The organism is Acetobacter suratthaniensis (genome assembly GCF_017377745.1).
Taxonomy (GTDB): Bacteria; Pseudomonadota; Alphaproteobacteria; order Acetobacterales; family Acetobacteraceae; genus Acetobacter; species Acetobacter suratthaniensis.
Genome location: NZ_JAFVMG010000006.1, coordinates 34,546 through 50,086, shown reverse-complemented (window position 1 = coordinate 50,086; position 15,541 = coordinate 34,546). Strand labels below are relative to the sequence as shown.

Annotated in this window: 13 protein-coding genes; 7 read left to right on the top strand and 6 right to left on the bottom strand. The window is 56.3% G+C overall.

Annotation, left to right across the window (positions count from 1 at the left end; genetic code table 11):
• Positions 1–110 precede the first annotated feature (110 nt).
• The 3 genes from J2D75_RS07405 to J2D75_RS07395 all read left to right on the top strand — a co-directional run bounded on the left by J2D75_RS07405 (position 111) and on the right by J2D75_RS07395 (position 4,646).
• The gene (locus tag J2D75_RS07405) at positions 111–1,154 is read left to right on the top strand and encodes a sensor histidine kinase (protein ID WP_207854137.1); all 1,044 of its coding nucleotides are present in this window, start codon (positions 111–113) and stop codon (positions 1,152–1,154) included.
• Positions 1,151–1,801 (top strand): response regulator transcription factor, encoded by a 651-nt coding sequence (locus tag J2D75_RS07400; RefSeq protein WP_207854136.1) that lies wholly within the window; start codon positions 1,151–1,153, stop codon positions 1,799–1,801. The genes J2D75_RS07405 and J2D75_RS07400 overlap by 4 nt, the downstream gene beginning before the upstream one ends.
• 424 nt (positions 1,802–2,225) lie before the next feature.
• Positions 2,226–4,646 (top strand): membrane-bound PQQ-dependent dehydrogenase, glucose/quinate/shikimate family, encoded by a 2,421-nt coding sequence (locus tag J2D75_RS07395; protein ID WP_207854135.1) that lies wholly within the window; start codon positions 2,226–2,228, stop codon positions 4,644–4,646.
• A gap of 41 nt (positions 4,647–4,687) precedes the next feature.
• On the opposite strand, the gene J2D75_RS07390 is transcribed toward J2D75_RS07395, so the two are convergent.
• The gene (locus J2D75_RS07390) at positions 4,688–5,761 is read right to left on the bottom strand and encodes an NAD(P)H-dependent flavin oxidoreductase (protein WP_207854134.1); all 1,074 of its coding nucleotides are present in this window, start codon (positions 5,759–5,761) and stop codon (positions 4,688–4,690) included.
• A 234-nt stretch (positions 5,762–5,995) separates the two neighbouring features.
• On the opposite strand from J2D75_RS07390, the gene J2D75_RS07385 reads away from it, so the two are divergent.
• Entirely contained in the window at positions 5,996–7,336 is a 1,341-nt protein-coding gene (locus tag J2D75_RS07385) for an amidohydrolase family protein (protein WP_207854133.1), read from the top strand.
• A 2-nt stretch (positions 7,337–7,338) separates the two neighbouring features.
• On the top strand, positions 7,339–8,466 hold the full coding sequence (locus tag J2D75_RS07380; RefSeq protein ID WP_207854132.1) for an L-dopachrome tautomerase-related protein: 1,128 nt from the start codon (positions 7,339–7,341) through the stop codon (positions 8,464–8,466).
• Here J2D75_RS07380 and J2D75_RS07375 read toward each other — a convergent pair whose 3' ends face one another.
• The 5 genes from J2D75_RS07375 to exbB all read right to left on the bottom strand — a co-directional run bounded on the left by J2D75_RS07375 (position 8,467) and on the right by exbB (position 11,759).
• Complete coding sequence (locus tag J2D75_RS07375) at positions 8,467–9,012, bottom strand: flavin reductase family protein (protein ID WP_207854131.1); 546 nt, start codon at positions 9,010–9,012, stop codon at positions 8,467–8,469.
• A gap of 99 nt (positions 9,013–9,111) precedes the next feature.
• Positions 9,112–9,621: a transcriptional repressor gene (locus J2D75_RS07370; protein WP_207854130.1), complete on the bottom strand. Its 510-nt coding sequence runs from the start codon at positions 9,619–9,621 to the stop codon at positions 9,112–9,114.
• 34 nt (positions 9,622–9,655) lie between these two features.
• A complete protein-coding gene (locus tag J2D75_RS07365; RefSeq protein WP_207854229.1) occupies positions 9,656–10,504 on the bottom strand; it encodes an energy transducer TonB family protein in 849 nt (282 codons plus the stop codon).
• Positions 10,505–10,518: 14 nt separating this feature from the next.
• Positions 10,519–11,019, bottom strand: coding sequence for a TonB system transport protein ExbD (exbD, locus tag J2D75_RS07360; protein WP_243428589.1), 501 nt, complete (start codon positions 11,017–11,019; stop codon positions 10,519–10,521).
• Positions 11,020–11,024: 5 nt separating this feature from the next.
• The gene (gene exbB / locus J2D75_RS07355; protein WP_207854129.1) at positions 11,025–11,759 is read right to left on the bottom strand and encodes a tonB-system energizer ExbB; all 735 of its coding nucleotides are present in this window, start codon (positions 11,757–11,759) and stop codon (positions 11,025–11,027) included.
• 685 nt (positions 11,760–12,444) lie between these two features.
• Between exbB and J2D75_RS07350 the strand changes: the two genes are divergently transcribed.
• The gene (locus J2D75_RS07350) at positions 12,445–14,190 is read left to right on the top strand and encodes a GGDEF domain-containing protein (RefSeq protein ID WP_243428588.1); all 1,746 of its coding nucleotides are present in this window, start codon (positions 12,445–12,447) and stop codon (positions 14,188–14,190) included.
• A 239-nt stretch (positions 14,191–14,429) separates the two neighbouring features.
• Positions 14,430–15,410, top strand: coding sequence for an aldo/keto reductase (locus J2D75_RS07345; RefSeq protein ID WP_341534968.1), 981 nt, complete (start codon positions 14,430–14,432; stop codon positions 15,408–15,410).
• Positions 15,411–15,541 lie beyond the last annotated feature (131 nt).

Here is a 15,541-nt window from a genome sequence, read left to right as displayed (position 1 = left end):
CATGATAGAAGAATTGTTTTTCGCGACAGTTAAATATGCTCAGGGTTACAAAGAACATTCTTCTTATACGGATAAAGTATTTCCTATAGCTTATGATCGGGAGTTTTTTTATGCATTACTGGACATGGCTTTCCGCTGCCGGAATAGCCGTTCTGGTATTCCTGATTACACTCACCCCCGCCCATGATGCCTTCGGCGTCCTTTACACACTGGTTATCGTGCTGATTGCCGGTCGGTGTAGTATCAAGACACTCCGGATCGTAGCGATCGGTTGCCTCGTTCTTGAATGCATCGCATTTTTTATTGTACATGACGGCGCTCTTTTTAACACCGGGGTGGCCCGCCTTGCATTGAGTATCACAGCCACACTCATCGTCACCATTATTGCTGAACGCGATAAACGGGCGCGTGATACACTGGAAAGGCAGGCCAGAATACTGGCCCATGCGGATCGTATAAAAACGCTGGGACAAATCGGCATTGCCATAGCTCACGAGGTAAACCAGCCGCTTTCAGCTATTGCAACCTTTGCCCAATCTGGCACCCGGTGGTTGCATCGCCCTGCTCCCGATCTGAAAGAAGCCCTGTATTGTCTGGATCAGATCGATGCCAATACCAGACGTGCCGCAGCTATTATCCGCAATGTTCAGGACATGACACGCGGGGAACAGGTTGAACGCAGGACGATCCTTGATTTAAGAAAAGTCATTCAGGAAACAATTACTCTTCTGAAAAATACCGATATGTCGAACACTATTGAAATACACAAAATATCCGGTGGTAAATTGCCGTTCATCCACGGAAACAAAACGGAAATACAGCAATTAATCATCAATCTACTGATGAACGCCAGTGAGGCTGTCACGCAGGCCCATATTCCCGCTCCAGTAATAAGTGTGTCCGCACAGGTTATTTCTGAAAAAGGCGCTTTTGTTCAAATACAGATCAAGGATAACGGCTCAGGCTTTCAAAACGCGCCAACCGATAGCTATTTCGAGCCGTTCCGCACAACTAAAAAATCTGGAATGGGCATGGGTCTTTCCATTTGCCAAACTATTGTGGAGGCGCATGGAGGCACTATACGGGCTGAAAACACGCCCCCCTCCGGCGCAATGGTTACAGTAACACTCCCCCTTGCAGAACCCACTCCATGACAGGGACTACAAACAATCCGGGCCATATCATAATTGTTGATGATGATGCCGGGATAAGGAATGCACTCGACAGTCTGCTGCGGGCTGAAGGCTTTTCAGTTTCTGCCTTTTCTGATCCGCTTCAGTTTCTTAAAACCGGTGTGCCGCAGGGGCCGTGCTGCTTACTGCTCGACGTCAAGCTCGGGACTGTCAATGGGCTGGACATTCAGGACGAAATCAACAACGCCCAGCTTGGAATCCCGGTTATCATGATGACAGGCCACGGCACTATGCCTATGGCGGTCCGCGGCATGAAGGCAGGAGCCATAGATTTCCTTGCCAAACCTTTCTCTGATGAAATTCTACTACACGCCATAACCGAGGGCCTTAATCTCTGGCAGCATAACAAAATGCAGGAACAGGTTGCCTGCGAAGCAAAAAGAAACTTCTCCTCTCTTTCGGTCAGAGAGCGCGAGGTTATGGGGCTCGCCATTGCTGGCCTGCTGAACAAACAGATAGCCGATCATCTCGGTCTGAGCATTGTCTCCATTAAAATACACCGCGCCAGTGTTATGAAAAAAATGAAAACACGCTCTTTTGCCGATCTCGTGCGCTTGGGCGAACTGCTGGGAATCAGAGATCCGTCAATCAAGCGCTATAAAGCCTAACGATCCTTCACCCTCTCTTGGGCTAACACATACCAACCGATCCGGCCCGCTCGCCAGCCTGTATCCACGCCTGTTTCATATGGTGGTCTCATGCCACTTTTGCACCCGCGGCCCGTTCAGGGGCGCACACTTACAGACTTCATGATGCTGAAAATTGATAACCTTTTGTCTGCCGCGCACAAAACCGCTATCAGCTCCCTGACCCTATGCCCTTTTTCCTACGCACCAAAGGCACCAACCGACGAGAGCACCCAATCTGAGAACGAGCCATGATTGGTCAACACGTGCTGTCGGCATCGTGCATATACATCATGACAATCCTATTGTTATAACGGCACCAGAATACCCCTTGCCATCATCCCCTTTTCACCGATGGCATTGATACTGCCCGGAGCACGCGCTCCTACATTGTGGAACGACAGGAATGAACATCACAACACCACAGCGATCTTGGATTACCAGCGGGTGCCGGATCGCTTTCGCCTTAATCAGTTTGGCCGTTGGCATTGCCCTTCTCTATGGCGGCTTCCGGCTGGTGACACTGGGCGGTTCACTTTATTACTTGATCGCTGGCATCGCTTATGCGGCGTTGGGTGGGCTTTTTCTGCTCCGCCAGAAAACCTCATGGGCGCTGATCCTTTCTGTGGCGATCTTTGTCGCCACAGTGCTCTGGGCTTTGTATGACACGCCGGCTCTGGCTTTCTGGCCGTTGCTGCCACGCCTTATGGTTCCCGCAGTTCTGTTCATGCTCAGTCTGCTGACAGCCGCAATACAGCCTGACACGTCTGTGACCACACGGCGGTTCAGTGCAGGTGGGGGGATTACGGTTCTTGCGGGCGTTGTTGTAACGCTGGTTGCAATGTTCTCGCCTCATGGCGGTCTGTACGGCGAGGGCTTTGGCAAGGCACGTGTAGCCTCTACTGTTCCGACCCAACCTGATGACTGGCAGTTTTACGGCCGCAATGCCAATGGAACCCGCTACGTTCCCTATACCCAGATCACGCCTCAGAATGTCACGGACCTGAAGGTTGCATGGGTGTACCATACCGGCCGTCGCACCAAAGGGCCGGGGGCTGGTGTTGACGAAAACACCCCCATGCAGGTTGGCACAACGCTCTATACCTGCACCCCGGAAAATGTCGTTGCCGCAGTTGATGCCGATAACGGCAAGGAACTCTGGCGCTTTGACCCCCATGCCCATGCTCAGGAGCATGTATCATGCCGTGGGGTCGGTTATTACGATATCAGTGCCGATGACAGCCTGAGCATTGAAGACCGGCAGGCCGCAACCAACCAGCCCTGCGCACAACGCATTGTGGTTTCAACCGTTGATGCCCGCCTGTTTACTGTAGATGCCCATACGGGCAACCTTTGCCAGGGTTTTGGCAATAACGGCTATGTTGATCTGAAGCCCAACATGGGCCCAACGGAAAATGGCAAGCGCTATCATCCGACTGCGGTGCCTGTCATCATGGGACATCTGGCAGTTATTGGCGGCTGGGTGCGTGACATCGTGCATGGTGAACCCTCGGGCGCGGTGCGGGCTTATGATGTTCGCACAGGGGATCTGGCATGGGCATGGGATGTTGGTAACCCCGACAATCCTGTCCCGCCGGATGCAAATACGCCGTTTACACTTGAAACCCCGAATGTCTGGGCCATTCCGACTTACGACAAAGCGCTCAATCAGGTCTATCTGCCCACAGGCAACGGCCCTCCCGATTACTGGGGTGGGGATCGTGATGCGGTAAAAAACAAGTTCGGAGCAGCTCTCGTTGCGGTTGACGCCACCACAGGCAAGACCAAATGGGTGCGTCAGTTAACACACCATGATGTGTGGGATTTTGACCTGCCTTCTCAGCCGGTTATGTACGATGTGACCAATGAGAAAGGCGAGAAGGTTCCCTCGCTGATCCAGACCACCAAAACCGGGCATATTTTCGTTATCGACCGTCGTAATGGTGAGTTTGTAACCGCTGTTGAAGAACGCCCTGTCCCGACCACCCCAGCCGCACAGGGTGAGCAACTGTCGCCCACGCAGCCGTTCTCTGTCGGTATGCCCACCATCGGCGCAGACCCGCTTTCCGAACAGGCTATGTGGGGTGTCAGCACCTTTGACCAGCTCTACTGCCGTATCATGTTCAAAAACTCGGTTTATGAAGGCCCCTATACGCCTCCCGGCGAGAAGCCCTACATCGAGTGGCCCAGCCTGCTGGGGGGTATGAACTGGGGCGGCATTTCGATTGATGAGGCAAATGACATCATGTTCGTCAACGACATGCGCATGCCCCTGCGTATGATGCTGGTGAACCATGAAGACGCCAAACATTACAAGATCTCGACCGACGAAGTGCCCGGCTTCATGGGCACACTCCGCCCCCAGATCGCTGGTCCTTATTCCGGCGTGCGGATCGACATCCTGCAATCTCCGTTGCAGGTGCCCTGTAACACTCCGCCTTTTGGCACCATGAGCGCGATTGACCTGCGTACCAAAAAGCTGTTGTGGCAGGTACCTATGGGCACGGCCGAGCAGCTTGGCCCGATGGGGATCAAAAGCCATCTGCCTATGCCTATGGGAATGCCCACTCTGGGTGGCCCGACCACCACAGCATCCGGACTGCTGTTCTTTGCTGGCACACAGGACTACTACCTGCGCGCACTGGATAGCATGAGCGGCAAGGAACTGTGGAAAGCACCTCTGCCCGCTGGTGCGGTTGCAGCGCCGCTGGTTTATAAGTCGCCCAAAACCGGCAAGGAATATGTCGTGATTTCAGTGGGCGGGGCCAGTCATTCGCCTGACGTTGCTGATGACGTCATTGCCTTTGACCTGCCGACGAAAGAGTAAACTCTCAGCACATGGGCGGGAGCTGTATGGCTCCCGCTTTTTTACAGGCCCTTGCCTTTCGCAAGGGCCTGTTTCAATTCTTCTGCCAGTGTTTTGACCAATATTGGTGCTGGCATTGTGCGGGCCAGCGGCGCTCCCTGCCCTGCCCAATAAGCACCATAACCGTTTTCACCGTGCTTCATGGCGGCCTTGTGGAGTGCTTTGCCAGCATCATAGGCTACAGGGTAGGCCGGAAGAACTGGTTGCCCAGAAACGCTTTCGAGCGCGGTAAACCTGTTCCCGAGACAGCGGGCCGGACGGCCTGAAACAAGCCGTGTCAATCTGGTATGAAAAGCCGCCGGGCCTGTCAGGGTTTGCCGGTAGCCCGCATCGGCATTTGATTCAGGGCAGAGAATGAATGCCGTACCCATCTGCGCCGCGCAGGCCCCTAACGCCAAGGCCGCCGCTATTCCGCCTCCATCCATAATCCCGCCAGCCGCTATCACAGGCACACGCACATGCCGCACCAGCAGACGGGTTAATGCCATAATACCCAGGGCATCATCCCCGGCATCAGGATTGAAAATCCCTCTATGCCCTCCGGCTTCGATCCCCTGCGCCACCACCACATCCATACCCGCAGCCTCAGCCGCACGGGCTTCCTCTATACTGGTAGCCGAGGCCAGCAGAACGGTGCCGATGGCTTTCAGGGCTGAAACCGCGTGCGCAGACGGCAAGCCAAAATGGAAACTGACAACAGGCGGCCTGACATGCAGCAGCATGGCGAGCATGTCGGGATCATCATTAAAACTGGTATAAAGAGTATTCAGACGCTCAGGAGGCACTTCACCAAACTCGGCGAAAAGAGGTGCAAGCCAGTTCAGCCATGCGGCGTCCCGCTCGGCTGAGAGGGCTGGCGTAGTATGTACGAATAGATTGACGTTAAAGGGGCGTTCAGTCTGTTCACGCACCCTATGGATCATATCCTGTGCGGTCGTAGCGTTGGCAGCCCCCACCCCGATGGAACCCAGCCCCCCGGCATTGGAAACTGCCGCCGCCAATGCCGGGGTAGATACGCCCGCCATCGGTGCCTGTACAAGAGGGATTGTCATGCCAAGTTGTGCCAGCAGATCCATGACCACTCCTTATGCTGTATCCGTTCGACCATAAGGCCGACAGCTTACGCTTTCAAATATGCGACAGGGTAGGCCTGCTTTCCTACGCCTGTTGGCCAGATGGACGACTTCACTTTATGTTCAGGAAAAGAGGCTTTCCCCTCCATGCCATCTCGGCAATAATACCGCCCACATATTCCCCGTCCCTTTGTGCCGGATCCTGATGATGCGGTGCCCCGTTTTATGGAGGCTCCCATGAAACCTGCTTTTGCCGCAGCGTTCCTTACCCTGCTTGGTGTCTCTCCCGCTCTGGCTGCCCCTGTAGCGCTCACGCATGTCCGCCTGATCGATGGAACGGGTGCGCCTCCTGTGGAAGACATGACCATATTGATAGACGGCCCCATGATCCGCGCCGTAGGTCATAACCTGCCCCTACCCGCTGGCACGCAGGTTATGGACAGAACGGGTGATACGGTCATGCCCGGTCTTATTTCCGACCACAGTCATATCGGTCAGGTCGGGGGCACGGCCACGGGGCCGCAATTCTATACCAATGACACCATTGAGGCAGAACTGGCGCAGTTCCGCCGCTACGGCGTAACCACTGTGACCGCCCTCGGTAACAATGCCCCCGGTCTGTTTGATACCTTGCGGCATGAAGCTCATGCAGCGCGTCTGCCCGCAGACCTGTTCGGAGTTGACGCTGGTATTGGCGTGCCTAGAGGCGCCCCCCCGGTCAATGTGGCGCCGGATCAGTTGATCAGACCTCGTACACCAGCAGAAGCCCGTGCCGCAGTAGGCGAAATGGCAGCGCATGGAACTGATCTGGTCAAAATCTGGGTGGATGATTTTGATCACACTCTACCCGTGAAAATGAAACCTGAAATCATTACCGCCGTTGTGGAGGAATCACACCGACGGGGGCTTCGTGTTGCCGCTCATATTCATGATCTGGCCGATGCTCAGCGTGTTGTGGCGGCTGGAGTGGATATTCTGGCCCATGGCGTACGGGACAAACCCGTACCCGCCGCTTTTGCCGAAACCCTGCGCACAAGAGGAATCTGGTACATTCCTACTCTGGAACTGGATGAGGCCTCAACCGCATGGGCCGATGACGCCCCCTGGACACGCACCCCTTTTATCCGCATGGGTCTGTCCGGCGCTCTACAGAAGCAGATTGCTGATCCTGCATGGCGCCAGCAACACGCTAACGGCAAAGCAGCAACCTTTGCGCGTGATTCACTGGCCATCAATCTGCAAAATCTCAAGACATTGCATGATGCCGGGGTGAAAATTGGCTTCGGCACTGATAGCGGCGCCATGCCGCTGCGAGTGCCGGGCGTTGCAGAGCATCGTGAGCTGGCTTTGTCCGTGCAGGCGGGCCTGTCTCCTTCTGAGGCAATACAACTGGCGACCAGCAATGCCGCAGCGCTTCTGGGCCTTGCTGATCGCGGGCGTGTAGCACCGGGAATGAGGGCAGATCTGCTCGTGGTAGCTGGCAATCCTGCCGAAACAATCAGCGATGCAGACAGGATTATTGAAACATGGGAAAACGGCACCTCCGTTCCCGGCCCACTGCCACTGAGCGGGAACTGACCATGACACAACGTTTTGTCGCCTTGCTGCTCGGTCTGGCCGCCGTTTCTCCTGCCGCCTTTGCTAACCCGCTCGTGCAGAACAACCGCGATCCCGGATTTGGCGCACACGGACAGGTTGAAATCGTTGCCCGTATTGCGCAACCTGATCCGTCAGGGATAGCGGTTATTGACGGGCGGCTGTTTCTGACTTTCCCTAAACATGATGGCGATCACGCAGGGCCAGTTCTGGGAGAATGGAAAAACAACCGCCTTGTGCCGTTTCCATCAGCATCTGCACAGGCAGCCCTTCTTTCACCACACGGCATGACTGCTGATAGTAACGGCCATCTGTGGATTATTGATGATGGTAAAATCAAGGGCCACCCTATCCCCGATGGCGGGGCAAAGGTTGTTGGCTTTGACCCGCACACGGGCGCACAGATTGCTTCTGTAACGCTCAGGGATGCCCTGCGCCCCGGCAGCCATATGAATGACCTGCGGATAGACCTCACACATGGCCCCAAAGGCACCGCTTTTGTGACGGACAGTTCATTCGATGGGCACCCAGCGCTTGTCGTGGTCGATCTGGCTACAGGCCGCCAACGCCGGGTGCTGGAAAATACGCCCTCCATCCTGCCTGATCATGGGTATCAGACTGTTCTGGATGGCCGTGTGCTGCGTATGGATCCGAACAAACCTGCGTTTCCGGCGAGTGGAGTGGACGGCATAACTCTTTCGGCTGATTCAACCCGGTTATATTATGCCCCGCTAGCCAGCAGGCGACTGTACAGCCTACCGACCGAAAAACTGGCAGATTTTTCCGTGTCCACTGATGAACTGGCGCGCCTCGTAACCGATGAAGGTGAAAAAGGTGCGGCTGATGGTCTGGCAACAGACCCTTGGAATCGTATCTACACCACGGCGGCCGATCATGATGCCGTCTTTCGTCGCAATACAGATGGCTCCTTCGACCTGATCGCTACGGACCCGCGCTTTGTCTGGCCAGACGGCATTTTTGCCAACGATCATTATGTTTATGTTGTTCTCGGGCAGTGGAGCCGTCTGCCTCTGTTCCACAACGGACAGGATTTGCGCCGTCCGCCCTACCTGATTGCCCGTATGCCGATTTCACCCCCCACAGCTAACTGATCAGCACACGCGCGGTGGCAGTTTGGGCCGCATCATCTCGCGACGATCAAGCGGGGGGCCTTCTGTAACAAAGGTCCCATCGCCGATCGCATGCAGCGGCGAACGGCCACTGCGGTGCGGGTCGGCATGGGCTGTAACGCCTTCGAGAATGACAAGGCCATACTGCTCGATAATATCGACCACGCGACACTCGATATTCGCCAGACAGCCACTAAGTAATGGGGCTTTTACTCTGTCGGCCTTATGCCGGGCCAGCCCGAATTTCTCGAACTTGTCAGTATCCTGCCCTGAGCACAGACCAATCCCGATAACGGTATCGAGCAGTTCGGCGGGAGGAATAGCCAGCACACATTCCCGCGTGGCGACAAGAGCCTGCCATGAGTAATTCCACGGCCCGGTAGACAAGGCAAAGCGGGCTTCGAAATCCATCACCATCGTCCAGGTGATTGTCATGACATTGTCGCGTTGTCCGTTATGTGTGGTGACCAGTGTAACCGGGCCGGACTCGAGCAGTGTAAACGCCCGATTGAGGGGAAAATGCTGCATGAAAGCCTCCATCCCGCTACCGCCTATGCCTGCAGCAGTTGCCACATACGAACCACTCGGGTTTTAACCAGCCACACTCATGCCGTGAGCGGCCTTACGTCAATGCTCAGCCCCCCGCTCGGCCTGAACCGTAATGAAAGCCCCCTGCACGGCCAGCCCATGCTCGGCCGCAACGCGCCGTAATAGATTGGCTATTTCCGGCGCATCACAGGCAATCTTCCTGCCTGTTCCGGCTTCGACAAAAGTAATGGTTAATGCAGCTTTGCGCTCGGGGGCTACCCGATAGTGCCACTGTCGCTCCGATGAAACATCTCGCCGCAGAATATTGCGCTCTACCAGCAAATTGAGATTACGCTGGATAGACCCCTGACTGGGGGCATGCCCATTATCGAGCATCCGCCCCAGTGTCTGCCATATTTCCACAGCACTTACGCCCGGCCCCGCTTCCAGAATACCATGCAGCAAAACACGGCGCAGATCGGTCATTTTTATACCGGCCTCAAGGCAGCGCCGCTCCAGTTCATTTGCCGCGTGGCAGTCACCTCCCATACCGGGGCGGATCTGATGGGGAGCCGGAGGAGAACGGCGGTGTTCGGAAAAGGCTGTCATACAAACCCCTATCAAAAACCGGGAAAAGGAATGCTCAGTTCTGGTGAATGTAGAACTCAACTGGGACAGTCAGCGTAATGGGGTCTCCCGCGACACTCTCTGGCGGAACGGGAAGAGGTTGCGCCCGCTGTGGAAGGGCCAGGGCCTCCTGATCCAGAAGCGGATGGCCGGAGCTTCCTGCCAACGTAACCGACAGAACATGCCCCTTACGATCCATGGAGAACGTAACGGTTGGCACGCCTTCCTGATGGTCGGCCATGGCGTCAGCCGGGTAGCGTTTATATTTTTCCAACTGGGCCAGCAGCGTTCCCTGCCATGTAAGCGGGTCATGTGAGACCTTGGATGACGACGCCCCGGAAGCTGGAGCCGCCTGCGTAGGGGCTGGCGGCGCTTCTGATGACGGGGGGACTGTTGTCGCTTCTGCTGGTGGTGTCTGGTCTGGTTTTTGCGGGTTTAATACCGGTATCGGCTTATGTTTTTTAACAATCCTGCGCCGCTTGTCGGGGGCTGGCACCGGCACGGGTGGATTAAGTGCGGGAGACGGCGGCGCCGTAATTTTAGGCGGCTCCATGGGAGCCGGGTCAGGAATGGAACGTGTCTGCTGTGGCCCCGGCGGGACATCGGCTGGTGGGGTCGGCGTGGCCACGGGTTCTGGGGCCATGTCAATAGCAATGGCCGCTGGTGGCGGTTCTGGCACCGTGGCTGGCGGGGCTGGCAACCGCATGACCCACCACAGGCATCCGCCGCTCACAGCCAGCACGGTAAAAAAGGACACCCCCCAGCGCAGAATATCCGCCTGTCGGGCAAGACGCAGCCGTGCGCGCTGCCAGTCTGCAAAGGCATAAGAGAAAGGGCCACCCTGCACGCTGCCATGGGGTGCCATACCAGTGCTGCGGTTCACGGCGTAACACTCGGCGTAGCAGCCGGCTCGTCTGTTGCCGGCACAGCGTTGGCAGGCATGGGAACACTGGCCTCGCTTCCCTCCTCCTGCCCCTGCAAATTAACCAGAGCAACCTTGAGGTAACCAACCGCACGCAGTTTATCCATAACGCCCATCAGCGTGCCATAATCTACGCTCCTGTCAGCACGTAGGAAAATGCGTTCATCCTTGTTACCTTTTGTGGCCGTTTCCAATGCACCAGACAGGGCATCGGGGCTGATGTCGTCTTCTCCCAATGCCAGACTATGGTCAGCCTTGACGGTTAGAAACACGGGTGTATCCGGGCGGGGTGTCGGCTTTTGGGTTGATGAGGGCAGATCAACCGGTACGTTTACCGTTGTCAGCGGTGCGGTCACCATAAAAATCACCAACAACACCAGCATTACATCGATGAAGGGAGTGACGTTGATCTCACTCGCTTCATGCGGATTTTCGTCAGTATGGCGGATGCGGATCATGCGGCTTACTCCCCGGCAACACGGGACGCGCCCAACCGCACGACCTGACCGCCCCCATGGGCCTGTGCACGCCCCAGATCGCGGGAGACCAGCCGCATGACAAGTGAGGTCAGGTCAGCCACCTGTGCGCGGCACGCGGCTGTCTGTCGGGCCAGATGATTATAGATAACCACCGCCGGAATGGCGGCAACCAGACCAAGTGCAGTCGCCAGCAAAGCCTCGGCAATACCCGGAGCCACCACAGCCAGACTGGTCGCCTTGCTAGCTGCAATGCCGGTAAAAGCCGTCATAATCCCCCAGACTGTACCAAACAGGCCGATAAAGGGGGATGTGGCCCCAATGGTGGCCAGCACACCCGTGCCGCGCATGAGCCTGCGTCCCTCGGCGGATTCCAGCCGCTCAAGATGCAGGACAATACGTTCTTTCAGGCCATCGCTGTCGCCGGGTATATCCTGCGAACGCACGCGCTCTGCCCCTGCGGCCATAACCAGCGTGTGGGCGATGGAAGTATTACCGCGTGTCCACTCCTCCCCCACCTCAAGGCTTGTGGCGTCTTCCAGCGCTGTTTCTGCTTTTGCAAGCCGGGCTTTAACCCGCAGCAGTTCCACTGATTTGGCTATGAACACTGTCCATGTCAGCAGGCTGGCCATAGCCAGCAGACTCATGACACAGCGTACAACCGGCCCCGCACCGAGAAACATCTCCCACGGTGAAAAGGCGACAGGGGCAAGATCGGTCATGAAAGACCTCCTTTAAAAGAGGGTCGGTTCCAGACCCGGACAAGATAGGGGGCTGTGCGACGACAGGAGAGGATCTGACGGCCCTGCCCCGGAAACGCTGCACGATCACCATACGGGGTGGGGTGCGACGCCATCAATGCGTATAAGAGTGAGTCGCAACTTTTTGCGGGAGCAGAGCCTGCCTGTTCCATCGGGCTGCATACCTCGGAATACATCGAAAAAATAAGACAACCCGCATGCCGCCACCCCACAGGTGGAGCAGCATGCTATGCCCCTTACCCGTAAAGACGATTAAGCATTCTGTTTTTTCAGAAAAATCTGAAAATTTTATTCTGAAACCACCAGCCCCCTCATAATCAGGCAGATGGCTCGCCACCGTTACATTCTATGCTCTTTGCGGCTCAGCAGCTTCTTACGGCCTGTCCGCAAAGACAAAAAGACAGGGCTCCACAGAGAAAACCGCAGCATGCCGGAACGCATAAACTCTTAACACGTTGAGTCTTGGTAGCGCCCTTCCAGTCCGCTTATGAACTGGATACGATAGTTCTGTGGCAGGTTTCAGCCTCATGGCAGGGAAAAATGGATTAAATGGTGGCATCCGCTATAATCCCACCCATACAGGGGCGCATAACAGCAAAACAGATTTTACCAGACCCAGCCGGTTTTATGGATTGAAGGACAAAAATTGATAACGCCAGTTCAGGGTGAAAAGCCTCAGTCATTTTACCGTTTGGGGGTTGGCCGACAGTTATGGATTGGCGCTGTGGCGGCTGTTTTGCTGTCCACGGTAATGGCTGGCATTATTCTTTTTCATGTCAGCCAGCTTCTCATTCAGGCCCGCCATGCCGTTGCCGGGCTGGAAGAACTGCGTCAGGTTCTGGACACAGCCAGCCGTATAACGGCGGAACGCGCCCCGTCCAACGTGCTGATGGCAGGCGAGCCGGGCCAAACCGCCGAAGCCCGAGCCAGACTCAATGCCGCCCGCTCCAATACTGACCGAGCCTTAAATCAGGCCGCCACTATTGTTGATGGGGTGCCATTTAACGACATCATGCGCCATTTGGTGCAGGCGCGTGCGCTGGTGGAGCTGGCCGCGGCCGAAACGCCCGTGCGCTACGAGAGCGTGCAACGCGCGGCCGAGGCACTTTTCGCGACCTACGATGCCTATCAGGCCGTTGTCATGCGTAAAGCCGCCCTGCTGATCCACTCCGACCCAGAGCTTGCTGGCCCGGTTCAGCATGCGCTGATCCTGTGTGCCTTGCGTGATGACGCTGGACGTCTGGGCTCGACAGTGATCGCCCCCCTGATTGCGGGGGTTCCCATGCCGCCCGCCAATATCGCAGCGGGTGAACGACTGAACGGGCGGATCAAGATGCAACGGCAGTTGTTATTTCTCAGCCCCGACCTGAGCGACAGCAGTCGCCTGCCCATATCGCTCAGGGCTGCTGCGGAAAATGCGCTTGTGAAAGAAGGTGAGCCTCTGGTCACTCGTTTCGTGGTTGAAGGCACGTCTGGCGGCCCTTACTCCCTGACAGCCGCGGCCTTTTCCAACCGGTATGTTGAGGCGCTTAAACCACTGGAAGTCTGGCGCACAGCCTATCTGGACTCCCTTCTGGCCGACTACAAGCAGAAGGAACGTCAGGCATGGGGGCTGGCATGGGTGGTCGGCACCATCATGCTGTGCGTCATCAGCCTGATTGCTGGCGGGGTTCTGCTGGTTCACCAGCGGGTTTTGCGGCCACTGCTTGTCGCCAGTGAAGCCGTTGTGAACCTTGCCCACAGAGAGCCGGTTCATTTCCCCCTCATCCACAACGGCAGCCCAGAACTAAACCCTCTTTTCGAGGCAGTTGAACTGCTCGACCTCAAGCTACGGGAATGGGATGCTGATACCCAACGCCTGAAGCATCAAGCAGAAACCGATGAACTCACCAGCCTGCTCAATCGCAGGGCTTTCCAGATGCTGGGAGAGCCGTGGCTGGAGAGCGCAGGATCAGACCGAAACGCCTTTCTGATCCTGCTGGATATTGATCACTTCAAATCCATCAACGACCGCTATGGCCACGCTACGGGCGATCAGGTTCTGGTTATGGTTGCAACTGCCCTGCTGGCCCATGTCCGTTCCGATGATCTGGTGGGCCGCATCGGGGGCGAAGAATTTGCCGTTCTGATTCGCGCTCAGGATCAGGAAACAGCGGTGGCTCTGGCGCACCGGCTCCGCAAAGGCGTTGAAGATATTTTCATGCAGACCGCCGAGGGCGAGAAAATATCCGTAACATCCAGCTTCGGTGTCGCAGCCAACAAGCATCTGACATGGCGCCAGTTCATGGCAAAAGCTGATGTGGCTCTTTACGACGCCAAACAGGCAGGCAGAAACTGCGTGCGCGTTGCACAACAGGACATGCCGGGAGGACAGCCCCCCTCCCTTTCGTAATCTGGCCTGTGGGCAATACCCGCACAGAGTGTTGCCAACACTCGAGCAGGTCTTATACTGCCCGCACGCCACATGGCGTGATCCGTTCTGGCCATCAGCGGCGGTTACTCCGTTGCACCCCTCCATAACAATGATGGAGGCAGGGTATGCAGAGCCAGAACATGGCGTTGCCCACAAAGGCATAACCGCCAGTTTATACCAAGAAAACGCGATCTGAACTGCGTAAGGAGACTTCCATGATCTCACAGAACACCATCACCATTCCGGGGCTGGATTTGCCAGCATCACGCGTGGCACTCGGAACATGGGCGATCGGCGGCTGGATGTGGGGCGGACCGGATGACGACAACGCGGTACGCACTATCCATCGCGCTCTGGACGAGGGCGTAAACCTTATAGACACCGCCCCAGTATATGGCTTTGGCCATTCAGAAGAGGTCATCGGCCGCGCGCTGGAAGGACGGCGCGACAAAGTGCTGATCGCCACCAAAGTCGGCCTGAACTGGAAGGGTGAAAAGCCTTTCCGTGACAGTCGGCCTGCGCGTATCCGTCAGGAAGTTGAAGACTCCCTTCGTCGGCTTAAAACCGATTATCTCGACATCTATCAGGTGCATTGGCCTGATGATGAAACCCCCATTGCTGAAACAGCCGTCGCGCTTGCTGAATTGGTAAAGGAAGGCAAGGTCAGAACGCTCGGCGTATCAAACTACTCCGTGGCGCAGATGGAAGCCTTCCGTCAGCATGCGCCGCTCTCGGTTGTGCAGCCGCCATACAATCTGTTCGAACGTGGTATCGAACACGACATTCTGCCCTATATGGTCAAGCACAATCTGGTTGGACTGGGATACGGCCCGCTATGTCGGGGGCTGCTTGCAGGCAAAATGACCCCGCAGACCACCTTCCCCTCCACCGATCTACGGAGCGCTGATCCAAAATTTCAAGCGCCCCGCTTCCAGCATTACCTCGACGCTGTGGCTCAACTCCGCACTCTGGCTGAAAAACACGGCAAATCAGTTATGGTGCTGGCCATCCGCTGGGTGCTGGATCAAGGCCCTTTCATCGCTCTGTGGGGAGCGAGAAAACCCGCTCAAATCGAAGGGGTTTCGGGCGTATTCGGCTGGCACCTGTCTGATAATGACCGGGCAAAAATCGACCGTATCCTGAAAAATACCATTCCCGACCCTGTCGGCCCGGAATTTATGGCGCCACCCAACCGCTAACCACGCATAACCCTTGGCGATACCAGCGGATAAGCTGGAAAGGGTCAATGCTCTTTCCAGCCGCAAACGGCATCGCCTACCCCCGACTTTTCGTGATACAGAAACCTGCTATCGCCATAATAGGGGGTTCT

What these genes read in the sequence shown, in the direction of transcription:
- J2D75_RS07405 (WP_207854137.1), top strand. Translation starts at nt 111, where the DNA reads ATGCATTACTGGACATGGCTTTCCGCTGCCGGAATAGCCGTTCTGGTA.
- J2D75_RS07400 (WP_207854136.1), top strand. Translation starts at nt 1,151, where the DNA reads ATGACAGGGACTACAAACAATCCGGGCCATATCATAATTGTTGATGAT.
- J2D75_RS07395 (WP_207854135.1), top strand. Translation starts at nt 2,226, where the DNA reads ATGAACATCACAACACCACAGCGATCTTGGATTACCAGCGGGTGCCGG.
- J2D75_RS07390 (WP_207854134.1), bottom strand. Translation starts at nt 5,761, where the DNA reads ATGGATCTGCTGGCACAACTTGGCATGACAATCCCTCTTGTACAGGCA.
- J2D75_RS07385 (WP_207854133.1), top strand. Translation starts at nt 5,996, where the DNA reads ATGAAACCTGCTTTTGCCGCAGCGTTCCTTACCCTGCTTGGTGTCTCT.
- J2D75_RS07380 (WP_207854132.1), top strand. Translation starts at nt 7,339, where the DNA reads ATGACACAACGTTTTGTCGCCTTGCTGCTCGGTCTGGCCGCCGTTTCT.
- J2D75_RS07375 (WP_207854131.1), bottom strand. Translation starts at nt 9,012, where the DNA reads ATGCAGCATTTTCCCCTCAATCGGGCGTTTACACTGCTCGAGTCCGGC.
- J2D75_RS07370 (WP_207854130.1), bottom strand. Translation starts at nt 9,621, where the DNA reads ATGACAGCCTTTTCCGAACACCGCCGTTCTCCTCCGGCTCCCCATCAG.
- J2D75_RS07365 (WP_207854229.1), bottom strand. Translation starts at nt 10,504, where the DNA reads ATGGCACCCCATGGCAGCGTGCAGGGTGGCCCTTTCTCTTATGCCTTT.
- exbD (WP_243428589.1), bottom strand. Translation starts at nt 11,019, where the DNA reads ATGATCCGCATCCGCCATACTGACGAAAATCCGCATGAAGCGAGTGAG.
- exbB (WP_207854129.1), bottom strand. Translation starts at nt 11,759, where the DNA reads ATGACCGATCTTGCCCCTGTCGCCTTTTCACCGTGGGAGATGTTTCTC.